This window comes from Acidovorax sp. BLS4 (genome assembly GCF_032929295.1).
GTDB lineage: Bacteria > Pseudomonadota > Gammaproteobacteria > Burkholderiales > Burkholderiaceae_C > Paracidovorax.
This window is the reverse complement of record NZ_CP136797.1, coordinates 471,789-496,433: the sequence shown is the minus strand read 5'-3', so window position 1 is coordinate 496,433 and position 24,645 is coordinate 471,789. Positions and strand designations below refer to the sequence as shown.

Below are 24,645 nucleotides of genomic sequence, written 5' to 3'. Positions count from 1 at the left end.
CACCCCGGCCGCAGCCATTCGCTATAAATTCAATAGCATAATGCCCTAGTGGAATATGCGCCGGAGGCCGATTTGGCTCGAAATCCTCAATCCAGCTTCGCGCCCGACTGCGCCACGGCGGTGGCCCAGCGCGGCATCTCGGTCGCGAGGAAGGCCGCGAAGGCGTCGGCCCCCAGGAAGGCCGGATCGGCGCCCTGCGACACCATGCGCTCGCGCACCTCGGGCGACTGCAGCACCTGGCCGAACGCATCGCTCAGCTTGGCGACCACGTCCTTGGGCGTGCCGGCCGGCGCGAGAAAGCCGTAGAAGCCCACCACCTCGAAGCCCTTGAGCCCGCTCTCGATCGCCGTGGGCACGTCCGGCAGCGCCGGGTTGCGCTGCCGGCTGGTCACGGCCAGGGCGCGCACCTTGCCCTGCTTGTGGTACGCGGCCGCCTGCGGAATGCTCTCGGCCATGAACTGCACCTGGCCGGCCATCAGGTCGGTGAAGGCCGGGGCGCTGCCGCGGTACGGGATGTGCACCATGAACAGGCCCGTGGCCGTCTTGAACATCTCCGGCACCAGGTGGCTGATGCCACCGTTGCCCGCCGAGCCGAAGTTGACCTGGCCCGGCTTGGCCCGCGCGTACTGGATGAATTCGGGCAGCGTCTTCGCCGGCAGCTTCGGGTTGACCAGCAGCGCGAGCGGCTGCATGGCGGTGCGCGCGACGGGCGTGAAATCCTTGAGCGTCTGGTAGGGCAGCCGGCTGTAGAGCGCCGGGTTGATCACCATCACGCCGGTGTTGGCCAGCATCAGCGTGTGGCCGTCGGGCGGTGCCTTCATCACGTCCTGCGCGCCGACGGTGCCGCCCGCGCCCGACTTGTAGTCCACCACCACGGGCTGGCCGAGCACGGCCTGCAGCTTGTCGGTGAGCAGGCGGGCATGCTGGTCCAGCGGCCCGCCCGCTGGAAAGCCGATCACGATGCGGATGGGCCGGGAGGGAAAGCCCTGGGCCAGGGCGGCCACGGACAGGCAGGCCAGGGTGGCGGCCGCCAGACAGGTGCGCAGGCGCATGCGAAAGTCTCCTTCTTTTGTGTCTGGATGGGATCAGCCGCAGCTTAGGGCCGGCCTGCCTCGCCCGGCACGGGGTCTTACCCGCAAAAGCCCCCTTCACGGCAGGCCCTGCCCGGCGAAAATACCCGCTTGTCCGCCGCCTCTGAAAGCCCCTCACCATGACCCTCGCCCACTGGCTCGTTTTCTGCGGCGTTTCGCTGCTGATGTGCTTCACCCCCGGCCCGGCCGTGCTGCTGGCGGTGTCGAACTCGGTGGATGTCGGGGCGCGGCGCACGGCGTTCAGCTCGCTCGGCAGCTCGGCCGGCATCTTCGCCGTCTCGGGCCTCGCGATGGTCGGCATGGGCACCATCCTCAGCCTGTCGGCGAACGCGTTCCTGGTGATGAAGGTCGTCGGCGCGCTGTACCTGATCTGGCTGGGCATCAAGCGCTGGCGCAGCCAGGACGCGCTGATCGCCAGCGATGCCGGCCTGGCGCCCGCCCAGCGGCGCGAGCGCAAGAACTGGCAGCTGGTGGCGCAGGGGCTGGGCGTGTCGCTGACCAACCCCAAGGCCATCCTGTTCTTCTCGGCCCTGTTCCCGCAGTTCATCGTGCCCGGCGAGCCGCTGTTCACGCAGTATCTGCTGCTGACCACGACATTCGCCGTCTGCGCGTTGATCTCGCACGCCTTCTACGTGGTGCTGATCTCGCTGGTGAAGGGCCACGTGGTGGCGCGCGCCAAGCTGTTCAACCGCATCGTGGGCGGCACCTTCATGGCGCTGGGCGTGGGCCTGCTGCAGACCCGGCACAAGCTGGGCTGAGGGCCCGGGCCTTCCGGGCGCGTCTTTCTCAGCGCCAGCCGCGCAGCAGCACCCACTGCGCGGTCGCGCAGCCCACCGCCAGCGCCGCGTAGGTGAGCATCTTTCCGTCGCGTCCCCACCACGCCAGACCGGCCGCGAGGACGAGGCAGCCCACCCCGAACAGCACGCCCAGCTGGGCCAGCGTTCCACGCATGGCCGCCCGCTTTCGCAGGAAGACCTTGCAGCCGGCGACCAGCAGCAGCGCCACGGCGAACGCGGGCAGCACGAAATTCAGCAGATGGTTGACGGCGGACAAAGCATCCATGGACATGACCCAGATCAAGACTATTACAGGCATAGCCCCCTGCATCGGGCCGGCAATTTTATAATCGCCGCTTATGGCAGTCTGGGCCCTTGGCATCAACCACACGACCGCGCCGCTCGATCTGCGCGGTCGTTTTGCGTTCGCGCTCGATCAGATCGCGCCCACGCTGCAGGGTTTGCGCCAGTCCCTGGGCGGCGCCAGCCGCCATCCCAGCGTCGAGACGGCCATCATCTCCACCTGCAACCGCACCGAAATCTACTGCGCCGGCAATGAATCCGCGCTGGACCACACGCTGGGCTGGCTCGCCCAGAGCGGCGGCGTCAGCCCCGCGCTGCTGCGCTCGCACTCCTACGCGCTGGAAGACGGCCTGGTGGCCCGCCATGCCTTCCGCGTGGCCAGCGGGCTCGATTCCATGGTGCTGGGCGAGGCGCAGATCCTCGGCCAGATGAAGGACGCCGTGCGCGCCGCCGAAACCGCCGGCGCGCTGGGCACCACGCTCAACCAGCTCTTTCAGCGCAGCTTCGCCGTCGCCAAGGAAGTGCGCACCAGCACCGAGATCGGCGCCCACAGCATCAGCATGGCGGCCGCAGCCGTGCGGCTGGCCGGCCAGCTGTTCGAGGACCTGTCCGAGATCCGCGTGCTGTTCGTCGGCGCGGGCGAGATGATCGAGCTGGCCGCCACCCACTTCGCGGCCAAGAACCCCAAGGCCATCGCCGTGGCCAACCGCACGCTGGAGCGCGGTGAAAAGCTCGCCACGCGCTTCGGCGGCGAGGTCATGCGCCTGGCCGACCTGCCCGACCGCCTGCACGAGTTCGACGCCGTGGTGAGCTGCACCGCCAGCAGCCTGCCCATCATCGGCCTGGGCGCCGTGGAGCGCGCCCTGAAAAAGCGGCGCCACCGCCCCATGTTCATGGTCGACCTGGCGGTCCCGCGCGACATCGAGCCCGAGGTCAAGGCGCTGGAGGACATCTACCTCTACACCGTGGACGACCTGGCCGGCGTGGTGCAGACCGCCCAGGCCCACCGCCAGGCCGCCGTGGCCCAGGCCGAGGCCATCATCGACGCGGGCGTGCAGAGCTTCATGCACTGGATGGACCAGCGCAGCCCCACCGGCGGCGTGGTGCCGCTGATCCAGCAGCTCAACGCCCAGACCGACGAGTGGCGCGCGCTGGAGATCGCCCGCGCCAAGAAGCTCCTGGCCAAGGGCGAGGACATGGACGCGGTGCTGGAGGCCCTGTCGCGCGGCCTCACGCAGAAGATGCTGCACGGCACCCTGGCCGAACTGCGGGCCGGCGACGCCGAGACCCGCGCCCAGACGGCCCAGACCGTCTCGCGACTGTTCCTGCGCTCGCAAAGCAAGACCGGCCTGTAGCGACGCGGCTGCGCGGCCTGCCACCAGGCCAAAAACGCCTCCAGCGCAGATTCCACTAGCGCTATCAGCTACAAAACCCGTAGCAATTTCTTTCCCCCGACGATGAAGCCCTTTCTCAGAACCCAGCTCGAGCGCTATGCGCAGCGCCTTGAAGAGCTCGACTTCCTGCTCTCGCGCGAGGACATCATGTCCGACATGGCGCAGTACCGCACCATCTCCCGCGAGCACGCCGAGGTCACGCAGATCGCCGGCCGCTACGCGCGCCACCAGCAGCGCGAGGCCGACCTGGCCGGCGCCCGCGAGATGCTCGCCGACCCCGACATGGCCGAGATGGCGCAGGAGGAGATCGCCGCCGCCGAGGCCGAGCTGGCGCAGCTGGAAGAAGAGCTGCAGCGCCTGCTGCTGCCCAAGGACCCCGACGACGCCCGCAATGCCTTCCTCGAAATCCGCGCGGGCACGGGCGGCGACGAGTCGGCCCTGTTCGCGGGCGACCTGGCGCGCATGTACACCCGCTATGCCGCCAACGTGGGCTGGAAGATCGAGATCCTGAGCGCCAACGAGAACGAGATCGGCGGCTACAAGGAAGTGGTGCTGCGCGTGGAGGCCGACGGCGCCTACGGCGCGCTGCGCTTCGAATCCGGCGGCCACCGCGTGCAGCGCGTGCCCGCCACCGAAACGCAGGGCCGCATCCACACCAGCGCCTGCACCGTGGCCGTGATGCCCGAGCCCGACGAGCACCAGGCCATCACCCTGAACCCCGCCGACCTGCGCATCGACACCTTCCGCGCCAGCGGCGCCGGCGGCCAGCACATCAACAAGACCGACTCGGCCGTGCGCGTGGTCCACCTGCCCACCGGCATCGTGGCCGAATGCCAGGACGGGCGCAGCCAGCACAGCAACAAGGCCAAGGCCCTGCAGGTGCTGCAGGCGCGCATCCAGGAAAAGGAGCGCAGCGAGCGCGCCGCCAAGGAGGCTGCCCTGCGCAAGGGCCTGATCGGCTCGGGCGACCGCAGCGACCGCATCCGCACCTACAACTTCCCGCAGGGGCGCCTGACCGACCACCGCATCAACCTCACGCTCTACAAGCTGCTGGCCATCATGGAAGGCGACCTTGCCGACGTGCTGGACGCCCTGCGCCACGCGCGCGAGGCCGAGCAACTGGCCGAGCTGGAAACCACGGCCTGATCGGTTTCCAGCCCAACCACCCCGATGCCGAAGGATTCATTGCCTTGGATGCTACCAATTCAATAGCAAATGCCTCGCCGACCCTGGCCCAGGCGCTGGGCCAGGCCCACACCCTGGGGCTGGCACGCATCGACGCCCAGCTGCTGCTGCTGCACACGCTCGGCCGCCCCGAGGCCGGCCGCGCCTGGCTGCTGGCGCACGACACCGACGCCGTGCCCCCGCCGGCGATGGACGCCTTCCTGGCGCTGTGCCGGCGCCGCGCGGCCGGCGAACCGGTGGCCTACCTGACGGGCCGCAAGGCGTTCTACGGCCTGGCGCTGCAGGTCGATGCCCGCGTGCTGGACCCGCGACCGGACACCGAAACCCTGGTGGACTGGGCGCTGCAGGTGCTCCAGCCCATCGCCGCCCCGCGCGTGGCCGACCTGGGCACCGGCAGCGGCGCCATCGCCCTTGCCTTGCAGCACCAGCGGCCCGACGCGCAGGTGCTGGCGGTCGATGCCAGCGCCCAGGCCTTGCAGGTCGCCCGGGCCAATGCAGAGCGGCTGGGCCTGCCGGTGCGCTTTGCCGAAGGCGACTGGCTCGCGGGCCTGAGCGGCAGCGCGGGATTCGATGCCATCGTCTCCAACCCTCCCTACATCGCAGCGGACGACCCGCACCTGGCGGCGCTCGTCCATGAGCCCTTGAACGCACTGGCCAGCGGCGCGGACGGCCTGGACGACATCCGCACCATTTCGGTGCAGGCGCCGGCCCATCTGGTGCCCGGCGGCTGGCTGCTGCTGGAGCACGGTTGGGACCAGGCCGAGGCCGTGCAGGCGCTGCTGCGCCAGGCCGGCTTCACCGAGGTGCAAAGCCGCACCGATCTGGCCGGGCATGCGCGCTGCACCGGCGGCCGCCGCCCGCCCGCGCCGTGATGCGATCCATCCCCCGGTCGCCGGCACTGGAAAGCGCCCGCGGCGCCCCCATATGGAGCCTGCGCACCGCCGCCAGGGCATGCCCCGGATCACCGCGGCGCCCACCGGCCTTCGCCGACAGTGAAATAATCACGCCTTGCCGCCGATCCACGGCCACTTTCAGGAGCAACCCATGAGCGACACCCAGCAACGCATCGACGCCCTCGTCAAATCCAACGACATCCTGCTGTTCATGAAGGGCAGCGCGAGTTTTCCGATGTGCGGCTTCTCGGGCCGCGCGATCCAGCTCCTGAAGGCCTGCGGCGTGGACCCCAAGAGCGTGGCCACGGTGAACGTGCTGGACGACCCGGAGATCCGCCAGGGCATCAAGGAATACAGCAGCTGGCCCACCATCCCGCAGCTCTACGTGAAGGGCGAATTCATCGGCGGCTCGGACATCATGATGGAGATGTACGAGTCGGGCGAGCTCAAGCAGGTGCTGGGCACGCAGGGCGAATGACGCCGGCAGCCCCGGCGGCTGCATCGACCGAAGGCCGCCCCCGGGCGGCCTTTTGCATGGGAACAACAGGGGCGGGTTGACGGGGTTTTTCCGCCATTGAGACCGGGCATGTTGTGTGCTTGAATGGGTGCGTGACTTCCTCACACAGGAGCGCGCCATGACGACACAAAGCCTTGTTCCGCAAACGCCGGCCCTGAGCCTGCCGGTGGCCCAGTTGCGCAACGTGTTCCACCCCTGCGACGTCGAGCGCAAGCTCACGCGGCTGCAGGACGGCGGCAGCCAGCGCGAATACGAAAATCTGCGCGCGGTGTATGAACGCATGCTGGAACGCGGGCCCGAACGCTTCCAGGTCAAGCCTTCCGGCGTGCCGGACATGGCCCATCTCTATGACCAGTTGCCCAACTTCACCGACGTCCTCGACGATGTGAAGCGCCACGTGGCCCTGGCGCAGGACAGCCGCGACGGGCTAGAAGTCACGCCCATGCTGCTGCTGGGCCCGCCCGGTATCGGCAAGACCCACTTCGCGCGGCACCTGGCCGAGCTGCTCGGCACCGGCATGAACCTCGTGCCCATGAGTTCGATGACCGCTGGCTGGCTGCTGTCGGGCTCGTCCTCGCAGTGGAAGGGCGCGCGGCCCGGCAAGGTGTTCGAGGCGCTGGTGGAAGGCGAATACGCCAACCCCGTCATCGTCGTGGACGAGATCGACAAGGCCGCAAGCGACGCGCAGTACGACCCGCTGGGCGCGCTGTATGGCCTGCTGGAGCACGACACGGCGCAGAGCTTCACCGACGAGTTCGCCGAGGTCGCCATCGACGCGAGCCAGGTCATCTGGATCACCACCGCCAACGACGAGCGCGGCATCCCCGACCCCATCCTCAACCGCATGAACGTGTTCGAGGTGCAGGCGCCCACGCCGGAGCAGGCCCGCGCCATCGCGCGCAACCTCTACCAGGGCATCCGCAACGGCCACGACTGGGGCCGCATGCTCGACCCCGAGCCGCAGTCCGACGTGCTGGACGTGCTCGCGCAGATGCCCCCGCGCGAAATGCGCCGCGCCCTGATGACGGGCTTCGGCAACGCGCGCCTGCAGCACCGCAGCGCGGTCGAAGTGGGCGACCTGCCGCGCAGCGCAGGCGGCAAATCGCGCATCGGCTTCCTGCAGTGAAGTAGCCCCCGCCGCCCTCGCCGCCCGCTCGCATCCCCTGCGTGCGGGCGCGCGAAGGCGCGCGGCAGGGCGGCTACACTCGGCACGCTGGCGCACAGCACGATCATGGCGGCGCCTGCCGTCCCATGACCCTGTCCCAAAGTCTCTTCGTTATCGGCCTCCTCATCGTGGCCAGCGCGTTCTTCTCCATCGCGGAAATCTCCCTGGCGGCTTCGCGCCGCCTGCGCCTGCGCCAGATGGCCGACGAAGGCGACACCCGCGCCGACCGCGTCATGCGCATGCAGGAGCAGCCCGGCGACTATTTCACCGTGGTGCAGGTCGGCCAGAACGCCGTCGCCATCCTGGGCGGCATCGTGGGCGAAGGCGCGCTCAGCCCCCATTTCACCGAACTGTTCGCCTACTGGCTGAGCAACGCACGCGCGGAGACCGCGGGCTTCCTGGCGTCGTTCACCATCATCACCTCGCTGTTCATCCTGCTGGCCGACCTGTTTCCCAAGCGGCTGGGCATGGCCAATCCCGAACGCCTGGCCCTGCGCGTGTCAGCGCCGATGAAGCTGCTGATGACCGTGCTGCGGCCCGTGGTCTGGCTCTACAGCCGCAGCGCGGACCTGCTGTTCCGCATGCTGGGGCTGTCGTCGCTGCGGGACGACCGGGTCACCTCCGACGACATCCTGGCCATGATGGAGGCCGGTGCCCGCGCCGGCGTGCTGGCCGCGCGGGAGCAGCAGGTGATCGAGAACGTGTTCGAGCTGGACACGCGCACTGTCGGCAGCGCCATGTCGCAGCGCGACCGCATCGCGTACTTCCTGCGCGACGATCCCGATACCGTGATCCGAGCGCGCATCGCGGAAGAGCCCTTCTCGACCTATCCCGTGTGCGACGGCGACATCGACCACGTGGTCGGCTACGTGGACGCCAAGGACCTCTTCCAGCGCGTGCTGAACAACCAGCCCATCTCGCTGGCCGACGAAGGCCTGGTGCGCAAGGTGCTCATCGTGCCGGACCGGCTGTCCCTGTCCGAAGTGCTGGAGCAGTTTCGCCAGGTGCACGAAGACTTTGCGGTCATCGTGAACGAATACAGCCTGGTGGTGGGTGTCGTCACCCTGAACGACGTGATGAGCACCGTGATGGGTGATCTCGTCATGGGCCCGGCGGACGAGGAGCAGATCGTGCGCCGCGACGAGAACTCCTGGCTCATCGACGGCGTCACCCCGGTCGAAGACGTGCTGCGCGCACTGAACCTGGACGAACTGCCCCACGCCGAAGAGTACGAAACGCTGGCCGGCTTCCTCATGGTGATGCTGCGCCGCGTGCCCCGGCGCACCGACAGCGTGAACTGGGGCGGCTACAAGTTCGAGGTGCTGGACGTGGACAGCTACCGCATCGACCAGATCATGGTGTCGCGGCTGCAGGATGCGAACGGCGTGCCCATCGCCGCGGCCAGCGCCATCTGAGGGCGGCGGCGGCACCCAGGAGGCCCGACCGGGCTATCCACCGGCCGGTGCGAGGCCCTCGGCTGCGGTGGTGATGCGGTCCTGGAACACCCAGTTGCGCTGCGCAGCGAACACCGCGTCGGGGTACTGCGGCCGGCCGCGGCTGCCGTTGTAGCGGCCCAGCGTCATGAACAGATCGCCACGCTCCCGGTCCAGGTAGTGGCGCAGGATCACGCAGCCGAAGCGCAGGTTGGTCTGCATGTGAAAAAGCTTGCCCGGATCGCCGTCGCCGATCACCCGCGTCCAGAAAGGCATCACCTGCATGTAGCCCCGCGCGCCCACGCTGGACACGGCGAACTTGCGGAATGCGCTTTCGACCTGCACCAGGCCGAGCACCAGCGACACATCGAGCCCTGCCCGCTTGGACTCGTACCAGACGGTCTGCAGGAAATCCCGGCGCACCTCCCAATCCGGCTTGCGGCGGCGCAGCCGGTCGCTCATGGTTCCCAGCCAGCGCAGGTAGTGCAGCCGCGCTTCCGTCGTGCCGAACTGGGGCTCGGGCGGCGCCTGATTGAGCACTGCGGAACTCAAGGCAGTGCGCACGGAGTCGATCAGGGGTTCTTCCAGTTGCCCCCCGGCATGGGCGGCCTGGGGGGCCGCCAGCCAGGCCGCCGGCCCGGCGGACAAGGACACCAGACAGGCCCGGCGCGAAACCGCCCCGGCCTCGCCTTTCATCGCGCTCATGGTGTCAGCCGGCCCTTGATGTGCGCCAGGATGTCGGCCGTGGCGACCTTGGTCGCGGTGGTATCGCGGCGGTGCTGGTATTCCAGCTGGCCTTCCTTGAGCCCACGGTCGGAGATCACCACGCGGTGCGGCACGCCGATCAGCTCCCAGTCGGCGAACATCGCGCCCGGGCGCTCGCCGCGGTCGTCCAGCAGCACGTCCACGCCGGCCGCCAGCAGATCACCGTAGAGCTGTTCGGCCGCGGCCTTGACCTCCGCGCTGCGGTCCATGCCGATCGGGCACACCACCACCGTGAAGGGGGCGATGGCGTCGGGCCAGATGATGCCGCGGTCGTCGTGGTTCTGTTCGATGGCGGCGGCCGGCAGGCGGGTGATGCCGATGCCGTAGCAACCCATCTCGAAAAATGCGGGCTTGCCATCCTCACCCAGGAAGGTGGCGTTCATGGCTTTGCTGTACTTGGTCCCGAGGTAGAACACATGGCCGACTTCGATACCGCGCTCGATGGCGAGTTCACCCTGGCCGTCAGGCGAGCGGTCGCCCGCCACGACGTTGCGCAGGTCGGCCACCACCTCGGGCTCCGGCAGATCGCGACCCCAGTTCACGCCCGTCATGTGGAAGTCGATCGCGTTGGCGCCGCAGATCCAGTCGGCCATCACGGCCACTTCGCGGTCCACCACCAGCTTCACCGGCTTTTGCAACTGCAGCGGGCCCAGGTAGCCCGGCTTGCAGCCGAAGTGGTCTTCGATCTCGCCCACGGTGGCAAAACGGAAACCCGCCAGGCCCGGCACCTTGGACACCTTGATCTCGTTCATGTCGTGGTCACCGCGCAGCAGCAGCAGCCAGACCTGCGTCTTGACGATCTCACCGGCCTCGTTGGTCTCGTCGGTGGCGAGCACCAGGGACTTCACGGTGGTCTGCAACGCCACGCCCAGCAGTTGCGCCACATCCGCGCAGGTGCTCTTGCCCGGCGTGGGCGTCCTGGCCAGGGCATGGGCTGCCGCAGGACGCGGGCCTGCCGGAGCCAGCGCCTCGGCCTTTTCCATGTTTGCGGCGTAATCGCTCTGGGGGCAGTAGACGATCGCGTCCTCGCCCGTGGCAGCAATCACCTGGAATTCCTCGCTCAGGTCGCCGCCGATCGCGCCGCTGTCCGCGGCCACGGCCCGGTAGGTCAGGCCGAAGCGGTCGAAAATGCGGCGGTAGGCCTGGGCCATCACCTGATAGCTGGCCTTGGCGGCCTCCTGGTCGCGGTCGAAGGAGTAGGCGTCCTTCATGATGAACTCGCGGCCCCGCATCAGCCCGAAACGCGGGCGACGCTCGTCGCGGAACTTGGTCTGGATCTGGTACAGGTTCTTGGGCAGTTGCTTGTAGCTGCGCAGTTCCTGGCGGGCGATGTCAGTGACCACTTCTTCGCTCGTGGGCTGGATCACGAAATCGCGCCCGTGCCGGTCCTGGATGCGCAGCAGTTCCGGGCCCATCTTGTCGAAGCGGCCGGTTTCCTGCCAGAACTCCGCCGGCTGCACCACGGGCATGGCGACCTCGACGGCGCCGGCCCGGTTCATTTCTTCCCGCACGATGGCCTCCACCTTGCGGATGACGCGCAGTCCCATGGGCATGTAGTTGTAGATGCCCGCCCCCAGCTTCTTGATGAGGCCCGCCCGCGTCATGAGCTTGTGGCTGACCACTTCCGCATCGGCCGGGGCTTCCTTGAGGGTGGAGACGAAGAATTGGGACGCTTTCATTGGGGGGATTTCATGCAATTGCGCCCGGTCTGCTTGCTGCGCACAAGGCGCCGTGCATAATGGTCACAGTTTAAAAAATTGGGGTTAGATTATGCTTGACCGGGACGGCTTTCGGCCGAACGTCGGCATCATCCTGCTCAACCAGAAAAACCAGGTGTTCTGGGGCAAGCGGATCCGCACCCACAGCTGGCAGTTCCCGCAGGGCGGCATCGACAGGGGGGAAACTCCCGAACAGGCAATGTACCGCGAACTGCACGAAGAAGTGGGATTGCAGCCGGGCCATGTGCGCGTGGTTGCCCGCACCAGGGACTGGTTGCGCTATGAGGTGCCTGACCGGTACATCCGCCGCGATGCGCGCGGACACTACAAGGGCCAGAAGCAAATCTGGTATCTGCTGCAGTTGCTGGGCCATGACTGGGACCTGAATCTGCGCGCCACCAACCACCCCGAGTTCGACGCCTGGCGTTGGAACGATTACTGGGTGCCGCTCGATGTGGTGGTGGAGTTCAAGCGCGGCGTGTATGAAATGGCGCTGACCGAGCTGGCGCGCTTTCTGCCGCGCCACGAGCAACGCAATCGCTATCTGCGCAGCGGCATGCGCTCCCGTGAAGGCGAAGGCTTGCCCAGCGGCATGCCCATGCACCGGGCAGGCTCCCTGCTGGTCAGTCCTGGCATGGAAATGCCCCCGGGGGCCAGCTTCGACCCCGACCCCCAAAAGAGCAAAGCCACCTCGCCCCCTTCGGAACAGGGCGCGGGCATTCCACTGTCGCCTTCGCAGTTCCTGCCTAAATTGGTTTGACGCGCCGCTGCCTTTGCCGCAAGGAAAAGGCAGCCCGCAAGCCCATGCCTTTGAGTCAGGCGTTTGCCAGCACCATGTTGTCGCGGTGCACCATTTCCGGCTCGGCGACATACCCCAAGAGCCGTTCGAATTCCGCCGACGGCTTGCGGCACAGCAGACGGGCCTCCGCACTGGCGTAGTTGGCAAGCCCCCGGGCCACTTCCACACCGGCTTCGTCACGCACGGCGATGACGTCACCACGAGAAAAATCCCCCTCCACGGCGGTCATACCAATCGGCAGAAGGCTTTTTCCCTCGGTTCGCAGCTTGACCGCCGCCCCCATGTCCACGGTCACGGCGCCACGGAGCTGCAAATGGTCCGCCATCCACTGCTTACGTGCCTGCTTTTTCTGCGTTTGCGCGACCAGCAACGTTCCGATGGCTTCGCCCCGGGTCAGGCGCACGAGCACATCGGTCTCACGGCCCCAAGCGATCACAGTGGAGGCACCTGAGCCCGCGGCCCGCTTGGCGGCAATGATCTTCGTGATCATGCCGCCCCGGCCGATGCTGGAGCCCACGCCCCCCGCCATCGCCTCCAGGGCGAGATCGCCCGCCTGGGCTTCGTGCACGAACTGTGCGTCCGGATTGCGCCTTGGATCTGCCGTGTAAAGCCCTTTTTGATCCGTCAGGATGATCAAGGCATCAGCCTCCACCAGATTGGCCACCAACGCACCGAGCGTATCGTTGTCGCCGAACTTGATCTCATCCGTGACCACGGTATCGTTCTCGTTGATCACAGGCACCACCCCCAGGCGCAGCAGGGTGAGCAGCGTGGACCGGGCATTCAAATATCGCTCCCGATCCGCCAGATCGGCATGCGTGAGAAGCACTTGCGCGCTGCCCAGCCCTTGTTCCCTCAGCTTGGTCTCGTACATTTGCGCCAGGCCCATCTGGCCCACTGCTGCAGCCGCCTGGAGTTCATGGATCTCATGCGGACGCGTCGCCCAACCCAGGCGCTTCATGCCCTCCGCAATCGCGCCGCTGGACACCATGACCACCTCGCGCCGCCCACCCGATTCACCGCGCGCCAGCGCCGCCAGTTGGCGACTCCATTCACCGATGGCAGCCTCATCCAGGCCACGGCCCTCGTTGGTCACGAGACTCGACCCTACTTTGACGACAATGCGGCGCGCGTCGCGCAATATGCTGGAAACCATATGGACAGTATTGGCGTCAGCGCTGGATGGACAAGCGATGAACGCTATTGAATAAGTAGCAGGAGTAGCGAAGCAGACGGATCACTCGGGTCGATCGCCCACGAAACGTGGATCCACCTCTTCCGGCGTCTGTTCGGCCTTTTGCTGAACCTGCACATGCCGGTAAATGGCATGGATCAATGGCTCGCAACCCTCGCGCGTCAAAGCCGAAATCTCGAAAACGGGGCCCTTCCACTTGAACCGTTTTACGAAATCCCGAACGCGCGCTTCACGCTCTTCCTTGGGAACCATGTCCAGCTTGTTGAGCACCAGCCAGCGCGGCTTGTCATAGAGACCCGCGTCGTACTTCTTGAGCTCGCCCACGATGGCCTTGGCTTGCGCGACAGGATCGACAGCGTCATCGAAAGGCGCCAGATCGATCACGTGCAACAGCAAACGCGTGCGCTGGAGGTGGCGCAAGAACTGATGCCCCAGCCCCGCCCCTTCGGAAGCACCTTCGATCAACCCAGGAATGTCGGCGACGACGAAGCTCTGCTCCGGCCCCACCCGAACCACGCCCAGATTGGGGTGCAGCGTCGTGAAGGGGTAGTCGGCGATCTTGGGCCGCGCATTGGAAATGGCAGCGATCAAGGTGGATTTGCCGGCGTTGGGCATGCCCAGCAGGCCGACATCGGCAAGCACCTTCAACTCCAGCTTGAGATTTTTCTTCTCGCCAGGCCATCCTGGTGTTTTCTGGCGCGGCGCGCGGTTGATGGCGCTTTTGAACCGCATGTTGCCAAAGCCGCCGTCGCCGCCCTTGGCGATGGTGACCACCTCGCCCGGCACCAACAGTTCATACAGCACTTCGCCCGTCTCGGCATCGGTGATGATGGTGCCTACCGGCATCTTCAACGTGATGTCATCGCCAGCGGCACCGAACATGTCGGAGCCCATGCCGTGCTCGCCGCGCTTGGCCTCGTGGCGGCGGGAATAGCGGAAATCCACCAGCGTATTCAGATTCGGATCAGCCACGGCAAAGACATGCCCGCCCCGGCCGCCGTCGCCCCCATTGGGACCGCCGAACTCCTTGTACTTCTCGTGCCGGAACGACACACAACCATTGCCGCCGTCGCCGGCAGCAATGTCGATAAAGGCTTCGTCGACGAACTTCATGGGGATCCAGTTTACAAAACAGGGCTCGGAAAGCGACGCCGTGCCGATTTATCCGGCAGCCAACACTTCCAAAACGACAAAGCCCCGACAGGTCGGGGCTTCGAAAGCATCAAGTGGCAGGCGTCAGGCCGGCGTCACATTGACGGTGTGCTTGGACAGTGCGCCCTTGGTGCCGAAGGACACGTGGCCATCAACCAGTGCGAACAGCGTGTGGTCCTTGCCCACACCGACGTTCGTGCCGGGGTGGAAACGCGTACCGCGTTGGCGAACGATGATCGAGCCCGCGCTGATCAATTCGCCGCCGAAAGCCTTCACACCGAGCATCTTGGGCTTGGAATCGCGCCCGTTTCGCGTAGAGCCGCCGCCTTTTTTCTGTGCCATGACATCAGCTCCTTTTAACCGGCGATCGCACCGATTTGCAGTTCGGTGAACTGCTGGCGATGGCCTTGGCGTTTCTGATAGTGCTTGCGACGGCGCATCTTGAAGATGTGCACTTTGTCGTGCTTGCCGTGCGCCACGACGGTTGCCGTGATGGTTGCGCCGGACACCAGGGGCGTGCCAACCTTGATTTCAGCGCCGTTTCCGACGGCCAGAACCTGGTCGATCACAATTTCCTGGCCTACGTCCGCAGCAATCTGTTCTACTTTAATTTTTTCGCCGGAAGCAACGCGATACTGCTTGCCGCCGGTTTTTATGACCGCGTACATGTGAACCTCTTTGAATGGAGTTCTGCGGACGAATTTCCGCAGAGCCGGCGAATATAGCACGAGGCAAATTTTTTAGCCAGCCAACCGCATCCGACCAGGCGGCAACCGGAAAAGTCGTCTTTTGCGGTGGGCAAGCCAGGAGCGCCCGAGTCGGTACGAAGCGATTCCTATAATCCATTTTTCGTCGCTGCACACGCTCATCTTGTCCACCACCACCTCCAGCACCTCAGCAACCCTCGCCTTGATCGCCGACGACATGCACGAGGTGGACAAAGTCATTGCCGCCCGGCTGAATTCGTCAGTCTCTCTTGTGGGAGACATTGCCCGCTACATCATTTCCGCAGGTGGCAAGCGCCTGCGTCCAGCCTTGCTTTTGCTGATGTGCGGCGCGCTCGGCTACAAAGGACTTCAGCGTTTCAATCTGGCCGCGGTGGTGGAGTTCATCCATACCGCGACCTTGCTGCATGACGATGTGGTGGATGAATCCACCCTGCGGCGAGGGCGCCCGACTGCCAATGAGAACTTCGGCAATCCGGCAAGCGTGCTGGTCGGTGATTTTCTGCACTCGCGCGCTTTCCAGATGATGGTTGATGCAGATGACATGCGCGTGATGCAGATTCTTTCAGAGGCCACCAATGTCATTGCCGAAGGGGAAGTGCAGCAGCTCATGAACACCCATGACGCATCGCTGGACGAGCAAGGCTATCTGGAGGTCATCCGGTCGAAGACGGCCAAACTCTTCGAAGCCAGTGCCCGGCTGGCAGCGATTCTGGCTCGCAGCTCTCCTGATCTGGAGAAAGCTTGCGCAGATTACGGTCAAGCGCTCGGAACCGCATTCCAGGTCATTGACGATGTGCTCGACTACGACGGCGACTCTTCGGAGATGGGTAAAAACCTGGGAGATGATCTTCGAGAAGGCAAAGTCACTCTGCCTTTGATCATTGCCATGCAGCGCGGCACCCAGGAGCAGCGGCGCCTGATAGAAAACGCCATACAGACGGGCGCGGTGGAAGAACTTCCAGCCATCGTGCAAATTGTGAAAAGCACCGGGGCCCTGGAAGCAACCCGACTTGCCGCTGCGGCCCAAGCACAGCAGGCAATCGATGCTGCAAGGCAATTGCCCTCCAATCGCTACACGGAAGGTTTGCTAGAATTGGCCTCGCAATTGCTGGAGCGGCGTCTGTAATTGCCTTGAAAACAACACATCGGGGTGTAGCTTAGCCTGGTAGAGCGCTACGTTCGGGACGTAGAGGCCGGAGGTTCGAATCCTCTCACCCCGACCACGTTGTTAGACCTTCGTGGTTTCGCCGCACTCTATCCCGTTGATCCCATGGCCCGAACATCCGCACGATGTTAGGATGGTTTCCTTTCCATCCACATTGATTCTGCTGGTTACATGGCCGTTGATACCGCACCCAAAGAAGGCGCCGCAATTGCCCTGCCAGGTCTAGGCCGGGCATTGATGTCAGCCGGCAAGCTGAGTCAAAAATCAGCCGAAGATATCTTTCGCAAGTCACAGGTTGGCAAAACAAGCTTCATTGCCGAGTTGACCGGGTCGGGGGCTGTTTCCTCTGCCGATCTGGCGCACACGGTTTCTGCCGTATTCGGTGCGCCCTTGCTGGATCTGGAAGCCATCGATCCCCTTCGGATTCCCAAAGATCTTCTGGATCCGAAGATCTGCCTCGCCTATCGTGTCGTGGCACTGAGCAAGCGCAACAACCGGCTGATCGTGGCCACCGCAGACCCCACCGACCAGGAGGCAGCGGAAAAGATCAAATTCACCACCCAGATGGGGGTGGACTGGATCATTGCGGAATACGACAAGCTCATCAAGCTGATCGAGGCCAATACCAAGTCGGTCAGCGAGTCGATGGAAAGCCTGTCGGGCGGGGGAGATTTCGAGTTCGACGATGTCAAGGTCGAAGAAGCTCCCGAAAACTCCGACAGCGCCAACGACGTTGAAGACGCGCCGATCGTCAAGTTCCTTCACAAAATGCTTTTGGACGCGTTCAACATGCGCGCTTCCGATTTGCATTTCGAACCTTACGAGCACCAGTACCGGGTGCGTTTTCGCATCGATGGCGAATTGCGCGAAATTGCTTCGCCCCCCATTGCCATCAAGGACAAGCTGGCGTCCCGAATCAAGGTCATTTCCAGACTGGACATTTCGGAAAAGCGTGTCCCACAAGATGGCCGCATGAAGCTCAAAGTCGGCCCGGACCGGGTCATCGACTTTCGGGTGAGCACGCTGCCTACGCTCTTTGGCGAAAAGATCGTGATCCGGATTTTGGATCCCAGCAGCGCCAAGCTTGGCATCGATGCGCTGGGTTATGAGCCGGAAGAAAAGGAACGGCTGATGCATGCCATCGGCCGGCCTTACGGCATGATTTTGGTGACCGGGCCAACGGGTTCAGGGAAAACCGTCTCCTTGTATACCTGCCTGAACTTGCTGAACAAGGCAGGCGTCAACATCGCGACCGCGGAGGACCCCTCGGAAATCAATTTGCCTGGTGTCAATCAGGTGAACGTCAATGAAAAAGCGGGGCTGACGTTCGCCACCGCACTCAAGTCGTTTCTGCGCCAGGATCCCGACATCATCATGGTCGGCGAAATTCGCGATCTTGAAACGGCGGATATTTCCATCAAGGCGGCACAGACGGGCCACTTGGTGCTGTCCACCCTCCACACCAACGATGCTCCGACCACGCTCACCCGGATGCGCAATATGGGAATTGCGCCATTCAACATTGCGTCCAGCGTCATTCTGATAACAGCCCAGCGCCTGGCTCGCCGTTTGTGCCCGGTCTGCAAAGCACCCGCCGATATTCCACATGAAACCCTGCTCGAGGCAGGCTATAAAGAGGATGAAATCGATGGCACCTGGGTGACCTATCGTCCGGTCGGTTGTTCCGCTTGCAACAATGGCTACAAGGGGCGGCTGGGCATTTACCAGGTCATGCCGATTTCCGAAGAAATTCAACGCATTATTTTGCGCGATGGAAGCGCCTTGGAAATCGCCAAGCAGGCCAAGGCCGAGGGGGTTCGCTCCTTGCGCGAAGCAGGCCTTCATAAAGCCAAGATGGGGCTGACCTCTCTCGAAGAGGTGCTGGCTGTCACCAACGAATAGCGCCAATCGCGAGGATCATTATGGCAACCGCCGCATCGAGGGATATCAAGGACTTCGTCTTTGAATGGGAGGGCAAGGATCGCAGTGGAAAGATTGTCCGCGGGGAAGTGCGCGCCGTAGGTGAAAACCAGGTCCAGGCGACCTTGCGCAGACAAGGTGTGCTGCCTACCAAGATCAAGAAGCGGCGCATGCGTTCGGGCAAGAAGATCAAGCCCAAGGACATCGCATTGTTCACGCGCCAGATGGCCACCATGATGAAGGCTGGCGTGCCACTCTTGCAATCCTTCGATATTGTGGGCCGGGGCAATACCAATGCCAGCGTCACGAAATTGCTCAACGACATTCGAAGTGACGTGGAAACCGGGACGTCGCTGAATGCGGCCTTCCGCAAGTACCCCATGTACTTCGACAGCCTTTATTGCAACCTCGTCGAAGCCGGCGAGGCCGCGGGTATCTTGGAGGCGCTGCTGGACCGGCTTGCCATGTACATGGAAAAGACCGAGGCCATCAAATCGAAGATCAAATCGGCATTGATGTACCCCATTTCGGTGGTGATCGTTGCATTCGTCGTGGTCACGGTGATCATGATCTTTGTGATCCCCGCATTCAAGGAAGTATTCACCTCCTTTGGCGCTGAACTGCCGGCACCTACGCTCCTCGTGATGGCCATGAGCGAGGTCTTCGTCAAATGGTGGTGGCTGATTTTTGGCGTATTGGGGGGCGGATTTTATTTCTTCATGCAGGCCTGGCGCCGCAGCGAAAAAGTACAGATGTTCATGGACCGTCTGTTGCTGCGGCTTCCGGTGTTCGGGTCCTTGATCGATAAATCATGTGTTGCTCGCTGGACCCGGACGCTGTCCACCATGTTCGCCGCAGGGGTTCCTCTGGTTGAAGCCTTGGATTCGGTGGGCGGCGCCTCCGGCAATTCCGTGTATGCCCTCGCGACGGAAAGAATCCAGCAGGAAGTCTCGACCGGGACGAGCTTGACGGCTGCCATGGGCAACGCCAACGTGTTCCCGTCCATGGTGATCCAGATGTGCGCCATTGGCGAAGAATCCGGCTCCATCGACCACATGCTGGGCAAAGCCGCCGACTTCTACGAGGCGGAAGTGGATGAAATGGTCGCGGGGCTGTCCAGCCTGATGGAGCCCATCATCATCGTGTTCCTGGGCACCATCATTGGGGGCATCGTGGTTTCGATGTATCTGCCGATCTTCAAACTGGGTCAAGTCGTCTGATGGAACTGGGACCTTGGGGAGACGCTTCGGTACTCGGCATTTTGGGTCTGCTGATCGGTAGCTTCCTGAATGTCGTGATCCATCGCTTGCCGAAGATGATGGAGCGGCAATGGGCCGCAGAATGCGCTGACTTTGCCGCCATGGCGAACAAGGATGCGGCGTCCACGCAGGCCGAAGTGGCGCCGGTGGAACCCTTCAATCTCTGGACGCCGGCGTCGCGGTGCCCTGCCTGCGGGCATGCGGTGCAGTGGTATGAAAACATCCCGGTCCTGAGCTATCTGTGGCTTCGCGGACGATGCTCCGCCTGCAAAGTGCGGATCAGCCCCCGATATCCCTTGGTCGAACTGGCCACGGGCGGCCTTTTCTTCTTTTGCGGCTGGCATTGGGGCACGACGCTCACCGCAGTGGCCTGGTGCGGATTCGCCGCCGCGCTGATCGCTCTGGCGTTCATCGACTGGGACACCACGCTGCTGCCCGACGACATCACGTTGCCCTTGCTCTGGGCGGGCCTCATCGTCTCTGCGCTGCAGTGGACCAGCGTTCCGCTGTTCAGCGCGGTTTTGGGGGCCGTGGGAGGCTACCTGTCCCTGTGGACGGTGTATTGGGCCTTCAAGCTCGCGACAGGCAAGGAAGGCATGGGCCATGGCGACTTCAAGCTCTTTGCAGCGCTCGGGGCCTGGTTCGGCTGGCCGGCGCTGGTGCCGATCATTCTCATTGCGTCCGTCATCGGAGCGTTCATTGGCATCGGCATGAAATTCGCCAGCCAGTTGCGCGAAGGCGGATACGTTCCTTTCGGTCCGTTCCTGGTCGGCTCGGGACTCGCAGCCATGGTGTTCGGGCCGGAAACGATCCTGCAAGGGCTACTGAGCAGCCTGGGGCTTTGAGCCCATGGCGACCGAATCGCGGCCCGCTCTGCGCCTGGGTTTGACCGGCGGCATCGGCAGCGGGAAAAGCACGGTGGGCCAAATGCTGGCGGAACACGGCGCCGCACTCATCGACGCCGATCGGCTTTCGCGCCAGGTGACGGCCCCAGGGGGGGCCGCCATCGGCCCCATCCGCGACGCGTTCGGCGACGCCTTGATCGATGCGCACGGCGCGATGGACCGCGACCGCATGCGGGAACGCGTGTTCACAGACCCGGCGGCGCGTCAGCGCCTGGAGCGCATCGTCCACCCGCTGGTGGCCCTGGCAACGCAGGAAGCCGCTTCGCGCGCCGTGCAAAGCGGTGCGGCCCTGATCGTCTTCGACATCCCGCTGCTGGTCGAGTCTGCCCGCTGGGCGCAGCAGCTGGACCAAATTCTCGTGGTGGACTGCACCCCAGAAACCCAGATCCTCCGGGTGCAGCAGCGCAGCGCCCTGACGCGCGAGACGATCGAAGGCATCATGGCGTCCCAAGCCCCCCGGGCGATCCGGCGGGCGGCAGCGGACATGGTGGTCTACAACGACGGAATCTCGCTGCAAGGGTTGCGAGCTGACGTCCTTCAGATCGCCCAGCGGTTCGGGCTATGATGCCCGGCATATCGGACGCGCGAAGCTGGCAGCGCCAGCCGTGTGCCCCCAGGAACCCTGCAGCGTGATCCTTTACGAATATCCCTTCAACGAACGACTGAGAACCTACCTGCGGCTGGAGCAGCTGTTTCGCCGCCTGGGTGAGTTGATTCCGCGCCAGCATCCTCTGGATCACCACTACGCACTGGTGACGGTCTTCGAAATCATGGATGTCGCGGCACGCGCCGATCTCAAGTCGGATGTGCTCAAGGATCTGGAAAAGCAGAAGCACCAGCTGGATGGCTACCGGGGCAACCCTTCGATTTCCGAAGCGGTTCTGGACGGCATCATCGCGCAGCTCGATCGGTGCTTTGCCGGGTTGAATGCGCAGACGGGCAAGGCAGGGCAGGCCCTGGCGGAAAACGACTGGCTGATGAGCATCCGCAGCCGGGTGGGCATTCCCGGGGGAACCTGCGGCTTCGATCTGCCGGCCTACTACGCCTGGCAGCACCATGCCCCCCAGCAGCGCCAGCAGGATCTGGAAGCCTGGGCGACCACCCTCGCCCCCCTGGCGGAGTCGTTGTATGTCCTGCTGAAGCTGCTGCGTGATTCGGGCGTGCCCCAGAAGGTGGCCGCGGACCATGGGCAGTTCCAGCAGACCCTGCCCCAGGGCCGCACCTTCCAACTGCTGCGCCTTCGCATCGATCCTTCCCTCGACCTGATCCCGGAAATCAGCGGCAACCGCCTGATCGTCTCCGTGCGGCTGATGCGCCAGCATGACGACGGCAAGCTGCATGCCGCCAACGAAGATGCCGCGTTCGAACTGACCTTGTGCGCCTGAGCGCCCGTTGACCATGAGCCGTTCTCAGCCGCGTTCGCCGGCCCCCTCCAACGCCAAGTACGTGACGTGCCCGGCCTGCCGTGGCGAGAGCCTCTACGGCCCCAGCAATCCGTTCCGACCGTTTTGCAGCGAACGCTGCAAGCAGATCGACCTGGGGGCCTGGGCGAGCGAAGAATTCCGCGTGCCTACCGAACCGCCGACCCAAGACCCCGACCTGGGCGACGGGCTTCCGCACATTGCACCGGGCGCCTGGGAAAAATAGCCCCCAGGGCATATTTTTCTAAGGTGTTTAGCTATTATTTTTATAGCTGATTGATCGTGGAAGGGTCAAAGGTAGCTCCCCGCTCCTGGGCCAGCCACTCCAGTACGGGATAAGCGCCCGGCAGTACGGGCGAGACCTGCAGGGGCCACTGCTGCCAGGCCATGGTCTGGCCCTCGCGCATTTCGAAGTCGCCCTGCCATTCCCAGACCTTGCACCAGTGCAAGCGAACCAGCGCGTGGGGATAGTCGTGCTCCGTCACCTTCCAGACGGATGCCGCACCGATGGTGACGCCTAGCTCCTCGATCAACTCGCGCCGCAAGGCCTCTTCCACGGTCTCCCCGGCCTCCAGCTTGCCGCCAGGGAACTCCCAGTACCCGGCGTAAGGCTTGCCCGCGGGCCGTGTGGACAGCAGCATGGCGCCATCCGCACGCAGCAGGATGCCGACCGCCACGTCGGTGTGCGTTCTGGCGTCGACAGGGGCGACGGAATCAGCCATGCTGGCGCCCCGCATAGTCCCGCGCGAACTGGTAGGCGACCCGGCCGCTGCGCGATCCGCGCTCCAGTGCCCAGACCAGCGCCTGGGGGCGCGCTGCGGCAATCTCCGCATCCGCGACGCCCAGGAAGGAAAGCCACTGCGCCACGATGGCCAGGTATTCGTCCTGGCTGAAAGGGTAGAAGCTGACCCACAGGCCGAACCGTTCGGACAGCGAGATCTTTTCTTCCACCACCTCGCCCGGGTGCACCTCGCCATCTTCCGTGTGGGTATAGGACAGGTTTTCCTTGTGGTACTCGGGCAGCAGGTGGCGGCGGTTGCTGGTGGCATACACCAGCACGTTGGGCGTGGAAGCCGCCACCGATCCGTCGAGGATCGACTTCAGCGCCTTGTACCCCGGCTCGCCCTCTTCAAAGCTCAGGTCATCGCAGTAGACGATGAATTTCTCGGGCCGATCCGCCACGATCTCCACGATGTCGGGCAGGTCCGTCAGATCGGCCTTGTCCACCTCGATCAGGCGCAGCCCCTGAGGCGCATAGGTATTGAGACACGCCTTGATGAGTGAGGACTTGCCCGTCCCGCGGGCGCCCGTCAGCAGCACGTTGTTGGCCGGCCGGCCTTCCACGAACTGCTGGGTGTTGCGCTGGATCTTTTCTTTCTGGGCGTCGATTTCCTTCAGATCGTCCAGACGCATGCCCCCCACGTGGCGCACGGGCTCCAGCGCACCGTGGCCGCCGCTGCGCTTGCGATAGCGCCACGCGATGGCACGGGACCAATCCGGTGCGGTCAGGGCCTGGGGCAGTACCGATTCGATGCGGGAGATCAATTGCTCCGCACGGAGCATCAGGTGTTCGAAGGTGGCGGTCATAAGCGCTGCAGGGGGCCCGGATTCAGGAACGGTAGTCGGCGTTGATCGTCACGTACTCGTGGCTGAAATCGCAGGTCCACACTGTTTCCGCGGCATCGCCACGGCCCAGGCCCACGCGCACGGTGATCTCGCTTTGCTTCATCACGCGCTGGCCGTCTTCCTCGCGGTAGCTGGGGTTGCGCCCGCCCTTCGTCACCACATGCACATCGTCCAGGTGCAGCTCGATGAGGGTCTGGTCGAGATCGGCGACGCCGGCATAGCCCACCGCCGCCAGGATGCGGCCCAGGTTGGGGTCGCTGGCGAAGAAGGCCGTCTTGACGAGCGGCGAATGCGCGATGGCGTACGCCACCAGCTGGCATTCTTCCGCCGTCTTGCCGCCCTCGACGCGGACGGTGATGAACTTCGTGGCGCCCTCGCCGTCGCGAACGATGGCCTGTGCCAGCTTCTGCGCGACGTCCAGCATCGCGGCCTTGAGCGCCTGGCCCTCGGCGCTGTCCAGCGACACGATGGGCGCATGCGCGGCCTGCTGGGTGGCGATGGCCACGAACGAATCGTTGGTGGAGGTGTCGCCGTCGATCGTCACCCGGTTGAACGAACGGTCGGCCAGTTCGCGCAGCAGCGGCTGCAGCAGTGCGGGTTCGATGCGCGCATCCGTGGCCAGAAAGCCCAGCATGGTGGCCATATTGGGGCGGATCATGCCCGCGCCCTTGCTGATGCCCGTCACCGTCACGGTGGCGCCGCCGATCTGCACCTGCCGGCTGAAGGCCTTGGGCAGCGTATCGGTGGTCATGATGCCTTCGGCCGCCTGCGCCCAATGGCCGGGCTGCGCGTCCGCGATGGCAGCGGGCAGGCCGGCTTCGATGCGGTCGACGGGCAGCGGCTCCATGATCACCCCCGTGGAAAACGGCAGCACCTGCGAAGGCGACAGGCCCAGCAAGCCGGCCGCAGCCTGGCAGGTGGACCGTGCGCGCGCCAGGCCCTCGGCGCCCGTGCCCGCATTGGCATTGCCGGTATTGACCACGATGGCGCGGATGGCCTGGCCACCCGCCAGATGCTCGCGGCAGACCTGCACGGGGGCCGCGCAGAAGCGGTTCTGCGTGAACACGCCGGCCACGGTCGCGCCTTCGTCGATCAGCAGCACCGTGAGGTCGCGGCGATTGGCCTTGCGCACCCCGGCCATGGCCACGCCCAGGCGCACGCCGGGCACGGGATGCAGGTCAGCGGGATTCGGCGCAATCAGGTTCACGGGCATGGCAGTGGGTCTCGGCGGGTAA

At 64.7% G+C, this 24,645-nt stretch carries 26 protein-coding genes and 1 tRNA gene; 16 read left to right on the top strand and 11 right to left on the bottom strand.

Going from position 1 to position 24,645, the window contains the following annotated elements:
• Window positions 1-86: 86 nt before the first annotated feature.
• Window positions 87-1,052 (bottom strand): tripartite tricarboxylate transporter substrate binding protein, encoded by a 966-nt coding sequence (locus tag R1Z03_RS02400; protein ID WP_272565493.1) that lies wholly within the window; start codon window positions 1,050-1,052, stop codon window positions 87-89.
• A gap of 158 nt (window positions 1,053-1,210) precedes the next feature.
• Between R1Z03_RS02400 and R1Z03_RS02395 the strand changes: the two genes are divergently transcribed.
• A complete protein-coding gene (locus R1Z03_RS02395) occupies window positions 1,211-1,849 on the top strand; it encodes a LysE family translocator (RefSeq protein WP_272565494.1) in 639 nt (212 codons plus the stop codon).
• A gap of 28 nt (window positions 1,850-1,877) precedes the next feature.
• Here the strand turns inward: R1Z03_RS02395 and R1Z03_RS02390 are convergent, their stop codons facing one another.
• Window positions 1,878-2,153 (bottom strand): hypothetical protein, encoded by a 276-nt coding sequence (locus R1Z03_RS02390; RefSeq protein WP_317356547.1) that lies wholly within the window; start codon window positions 2,151-2,153, stop codon window positions 1,878-1,880.
• A 73-nt stretch (window positions 2,154-2,226) separates the two neighbouring features.
• Between R1Z03_RS02390 and hemA the strand changes: the two genes are divergently transcribed.
• From hemA to R1Z03_RS02360, 6 genes are all read left to right on the top strand, one after another.
• Complete coding sequence (gene hemA / locus R1Z03_RS02385) at window positions 2,227-3,525, top strand: glutamyl-tRNA reductase (RefSeq protein WP_272565496.1); 1,299 nt, start codon at window positions 2,227-2,229, stop codon at window positions 3,523-3,525.
• 102 nt (window positions 3,526-3,627) lie between these two features.
• Entirely contained in the window at window positions 3,628-4,710 is a 1,083-nt protein-coding gene (gene prfA, locus R1Z03_RS02380; RefSeq protein ID WP_284408214.1) for a peptide chain release factor 1, read from the top strand.
• Window positions 4,711-4,772: 62 nt separating this feature from the next.
• Window positions 4,773-5,621 carry a peptide chain release factor N(5)-glutamine methyltransferase gene (prmC, locus tag R1Z03_RS02375; RefSeq protein ID WP_317360214.1) on the top strand — a complete coding sequence of 283 codons (849 nt, stop codon included), beginning with the start codon at window positions 4,773-4,775 and terminating at the stop codon, window positions 5,619-5,621.
• A gap of 172 nt (window positions 5,622-5,793) precedes the next feature.
• Window positions 5,794-6,120, top strand: a complete 327-nt coding sequence (gene grxD / locus R1Z03_RS02370) for a Grx4 family monothiol glutaredoxin (RefSeq protein ID WP_272565499.1) — start codon at window positions 5,794-5,796, stop codon at window positions 6,118-6,120.
• 157 nt (window positions 6,121-6,277) lie between these two features.
• Window positions 6,278-7,285: an AAA family ATPase gene (locus R1Z03_RS02365; RefSeq protein WP_284429251.1), complete on the top strand. Its 1,008-nt coding sequence runs from the start codon at window positions 6,278-6,280 to the stop codon at window positions 7,283-7,285.
• A gap of 125 nt (window positions 7,286-7,410) precedes the next feature.
• Window positions 7,411-8,739 (top strand): hemolysin family protein, encoded by a 1,329-nt coding sequence (locus R1Z03_RS02360; RefSeq protein ID WP_272565502.1) that lies wholly within the window; start codon window positions 7,411-7,413, stop codon window positions 8,737-8,739.
• A 33-nt stretch (window positions 8,740-8,772) separates the two neighbouring features.
• On the opposite strand, the gene R1Z03_RS02355 is transcribed toward R1Z03_RS02360, so the two are convergent.
• On the bottom strand, window positions 8,773-9,462 hold the full coding sequence (locus R1Z03_RS02355; protein WP_284408212.1) for a lytic transglycosylase domain-containing protein: 690 nt from the start codon (window positions 9,460-9,462) through the stop codon (window positions 8,773-8,775).
• Window positions 9,459-11,201 carry a proline--tRNA ligase gene (locus R1Z03_RS02350; protein WP_317356539.1) on the bottom strand — a complete coding sequence of 581 codons (1,743 nt, stop codon included), beginning with the start codon at window positions 11,199-11,201 and terminating at the stop codon, window positions 9,459-9,461. The genes R1Z03_RS02355 and R1Z03_RS02350 overlap by 4 nt, the downstream gene beginning before the upstream one ends.
• Before the next feature lie 91 nt (window positions 11,202-11,292).
• Here R1Z03_RS02350 and R1Z03_RS02345 point away from each other — a divergent pair, with 91 nt between their 5' ends.
• Window positions 11,293-12,000: an RNA pyrophosphohydrolase gene (locus R1Z03_RS02345; protein ID WP_272565507.1), complete on the top strand. Its 708-nt coding sequence runs from the start codon at window positions 11,293-11,295 to the stop codon at window positions 11,998-12,000.
• A gap of 55 nt (window positions 12,001-12,055) precedes the next feature.
• On the opposite strand, the gene proB is transcribed toward R1Z03_RS02345, so the two are convergent.
• The 4 genes from proB to rplU form a co-directional block, all read right to left on the bottom strand.
• Entirely contained in the window at window positions 12,056-13,195 is a 1,140-nt protein-coding gene (gene proB, locus R1Z03_RS02340) for a glutamate 5-kinase (protein ID WP_284429253.1), read from the bottom strand.
• Between the two features lie 81 nt (window positions 13,196-13,276).
• A complete protein-coding gene (gene cgtA / locus R1Z03_RS02335) occupies window positions 13,277-14,347 on the bottom strand; it encodes an Obg family GTPase CgtA (protein WP_317356534.1) in 1,071 nt (356 codons plus the stop codon).
• 123 nt (window positions 14,348-14,470) lie between these two features.
• A complete protein-coding gene (gene rpmA / locus R1Z03_RS02330) occupies window positions 14,471-14,728 on the bottom strand; it encodes a 50S ribosomal protein L27 (RefSeq protein ID WP_272548923.1) in 258 nt (85 codons plus the stop codon).
• Window positions 14,729-14,742: 14 nt separating this feature from the next.
• A complete protein-coding gene (gene rplU, locus R1Z03_RS02325; RefSeq protein WP_317356529.1) occupies window positions 14,743-15,054 on the bottom strand; it encodes a 50S ribosomal protein L21 in 312 nt (103 codons plus the stop codon).
• 256 nt (window positions 15,055-15,310) lie between these two features.
• On the opposite strand from rplU, the gene R1Z03_RS02320 reads away from it, so the two are divergent.
• The 8 genes from R1Z03_RS02320 (at window position 15,311) to R1Z03_RS02285 (ending at window position 22,010) form a co-directional block, all read left to right on the top strand.
• Window positions 15,311-16,240, top strand: a complete 930-nt coding sequence (locus R1Z03_RS02320; RefSeq protein WP_317360211.1) for a polyprenyl synthetase family protein — start codon at window positions 15,311-15,313, stop codon at window positions 16,238-16,240.
• Between the two features lie 20 nt (window positions 16,241-16,260).
• Window positions 16,261-16,337: transfer RNA gene (locus tag R1Z03_RS02315), tRNA-Pro, on the top strand.
• Window positions 16,338-16,450: 113 nt separating this feature from the next.
• On the top strand, window positions 16,451-18,181 hold the full coding sequence (gene pilB, locus R1Z03_RS02310; protein ID WP_284405479.1) for a type IV-A pilus assembly ATPase PilB: 1,731 nt from the start codon (window positions 16,451-16,453) through the stop codon (window positions 18,179-18,181).
• A gap of 20 nt (window positions 18,182-18,201) precedes the next feature.
• Window positions 18,202-19,419 (top strand): type II secretion system F family protein, encoded by a 1,218-nt coding sequence (locus R1Z03_RS02305; RefSeq protein ID WP_272565514.1) that lies wholly within the window; start codon window positions 18,202-18,204, stop codon window positions 19,417-19,419.
• On the top strand, window positions 19,419-20,303 hold the full coding sequence (locus R1Z03_RS02300) for an A24 family peptidase (protein WP_317356525.1): 885 nt from the start codon (window positions 19,419-19,421) through the stop codon (window positions 20,301-20,303). The genes R1Z03_RS02305 and R1Z03_RS02300 overlap by 1 nt, the downstream gene beginning before the upstream one ends.
• Window positions 20,304-20,307: 4 nt before the next feature.
• Window positions 20,308-20,928 carry a dephospho-CoA kinase gene (gene coaE, locus R1Z03_RS02295; RefSeq protein ID WP_317356523.1) on the top strand — a complete coding sequence of 207 codons (621 nt, stop codon included), beginning with the start codon at window positions 20,308-20,310 and terminating at the stop codon, window positions 20,926-20,928.
• 64 nt (window positions 20,929-20,992) lie between these two features.
• Window positions 20,993-21,748 (top strand): cell division protein ZapD, encoded by a 756-nt coding sequence (gene zapD / locus R1Z03_RS02290; protein ID WP_272565520.1) that lies wholly within the window; start codon window positions 20,993-20,995, stop codon window positions 21,746-21,748.
• A gap of 13 nt (window positions 21,749-21,761) precedes the next feature.
• Complete coding sequence (locus R1Z03_RS02285; RefSeq protein ID WP_317356518.1) at window positions 21,762-22,010, top strand: DNA gyrase inhibitor YacG; 249 nt, start codon at window positions 21,762-21,764, stop codon at window positions 22,008-22,010.
• A 40-nt stretch (window positions 22,011-22,050) separates the two neighbouring features.
• On the opposite strand, the gene R1Z03_RS02280 is transcribed toward R1Z03_RS02285, so the two are convergent.
• Genes R1Z03_RS02280 through argJ form a run of 3 tightly spaced genes read right to left on the bottom strand, consistent with a single transcriptional unit; the run spans window position 22,051 to window position 24,623 of the window.
• Entirely contained in the window at window positions 22,051-22,506 is a 456-nt protein-coding gene (locus tag R1Z03_RS02280; RefSeq protein ID WP_317356515.1) for an NUDIX domain-containing protein, read from the bottom strand.
• Window positions 22,499-23,371, bottom strand: coding sequence for an ATP-binding protein (locus R1Z03_RS02275; RefSeq protein WP_284408205.1), 873 nt, complete (start codon window positions 23,369-23,371; stop codon window positions 22,499-22,501). Before R1Z03_RS02275 ends, R1Z03_RS02280 begins: the two co-directional genes overlap by 8 nt.
• A gap of 22 nt (window positions 23,372-23,393) precedes the next feature.
• On the bottom strand, window positions 23,394-24,623 hold the full coding sequence (argJ, locus tag R1Z03_RS02270; protein ID WP_317356511.1) for a bifunctional glutamate N-acetyltransferase/amino-acid acetyltransferase ArgJ: 1,230 nt from the start codon (window positions 24,621-24,623) through the stop codon (window positions 23,394-23,396).
• Window positions 24,624-24,645 lie beyond the last annotated feature (22 nt).

Coding starts and splice junctions, on each gene's coding strand:
- R1Z03_RS02400 (WP_272565493.1), bottom strand. CDS start 1,052: ATGCGCCTGCGCACCTGTCTGGCGGCCGCCACCCTGGCCTGCCTGTCC.
- R1Z03_RS02395 (WP_272565494.1), top strand. CDS start 1,211: ATGACCCTCGCCCACTGGCTCGTTTTCTGCGGCGTTTCGCTGCTGATG.
- R1Z03_RS02390 (WP_317356547.1), bottom strand. CDS start 2,153: ATGGATGCTTTGTCCGCCGTCAACCATCTGCTGAATTTCGTGCTGCCC.
- hemA (WP_272565496.1), top strand. CDS start 2,227: ATGGCAGTCTGGGCCCTTGGCATCAACCACACGACCGCGCCGCTCGAT.
- prfA (WP_284408214.1), top strand. CDS start 3,628: ATGAAGCCCTTTCTCAGAACCCAGCTCGAGCGCTATGCGCAGCGCCTT.
- grxD (WP_272565499.1), top strand. CDS start 5,794: ATGAGCGACACCCAGCAACGCATCGACGCCCTCGTCAAATCCAACGAC.
- R1Z03_RS02365 (WP_284429251.1), top strand. CDS start 6,278: ATGACGACACAAAGCCTTGTTCCGCAAACGCCGGCCCTGAGCCTGCCG.
- R1Z03_RS02360 (WP_272565502.1), top strand. CDS start 7,411: ATGACCCTGTCCCAAAGTCTCTTCGTTATCGGCCTCCTCATCGTGGCC.
- R1Z03_RS02355 (WP_284408212.1), bottom strand. CDS start 9,462: ATGAGCGCGATGAAAGGCGAGGCCGGGGCGGTTTCGCGCCGGGCCTGT.
- R1Z03_RS02350 (WP_317356539.1), bottom strand. CDS start 11,201: ATGAAAGCGTCCCAATTCTTCGTCTCCACCCTCAAGGAAGCCCCGGCC.
- R1Z03_RS02345 (WP_272565507.1), top strand. CDS start 11,293: ATGCTTGACCGGGACGGCTTTCGGCCGAACGTCGGCATCATCCTGCTC.
- proB (WP_284429253.1), bottom strand. CDS start 13,195: ATGGTTTCCAGCATATTGCGCGACGCGCGCCGCATTGTCGTCAAAGTA.
- cgtA (WP_317356534.1), bottom strand. CDS start 14,347: ATGAAGTTCGTCGACGAAGCCTTTATCGACATTGCTGCCGGCGACGGC.
- rpmA (WP_272548923.1), bottom strand. CDS start 14,728: ATGGCACAGAAAAAAGGCGGCGGCTCTACGCGAAACGGGCGCGATTCC.
- rplU (WP_317356529.1), bottom strand. CDS start 15,054: ATGTACGCGGTCATAAAAACCGGCGGCAAGCAGTATCGCGTTGCTTCC.
- R1Z03_RS02320 (WP_317360211.1), top strand. CDS start 15,311: ATGCACGAGGTGGACAAAGTCATTGCCGCCCGGCTGAATTCGTCAGTC.
- pilB (WP_284405479.1), top strand. CDS start 16,451: ATGGCCGTTGATACCGCACCCAAAGAAGGCGCCGCAATTGCCCTGCCA.
- R1Z03_RS02305 (WP_272565514.1), top strand. CDS start 18,202: ATGGCAACCGCCGCATCGAGGGATATCAAGGACTTCGTCTTTGAATGG.
- R1Z03_RS02300 (WP_317356525.1), top strand. CDS start 19,419: ATGGAACTGGGACCTTGGGGAGACGCTTCGGTACTCGGCATTTTGGGT.
- coaE (WP_317356523.1), top strand. CDS start 20,308: ATGGCGACCGAATCGCGGCCCGCTCTGCGCCTGGGTTTGACCGGCGGC.
- R1Z03_RS02285 (WP_317356518.1), top strand. CDS start 21,762: ATGAGCCGTTCTCAGCCGCGTTCGCCGGCCCCCTCCAACGCCAAGTAC.
- R1Z03_RS02280 (WP_317356515.1), bottom strand. CDS start 22,506: ATGGCTGATTCCGTCGCCCCTGTCGACGCCAGAACGCACACCGACGTG.
- R1Z03_RS02275 (WP_284408205.1), bottom strand. CDS start 23,371: ATGACCGCCACCTTCGAACACCTGATGCTCCGTGCGGAGCAATTGATC.
- argJ (WP_317356511.1), bottom strand. CDS start 24,623: ATGCCCGTGAACCTGATTGCGCCGAATCCCGCTGACCTGCATCCCGTG.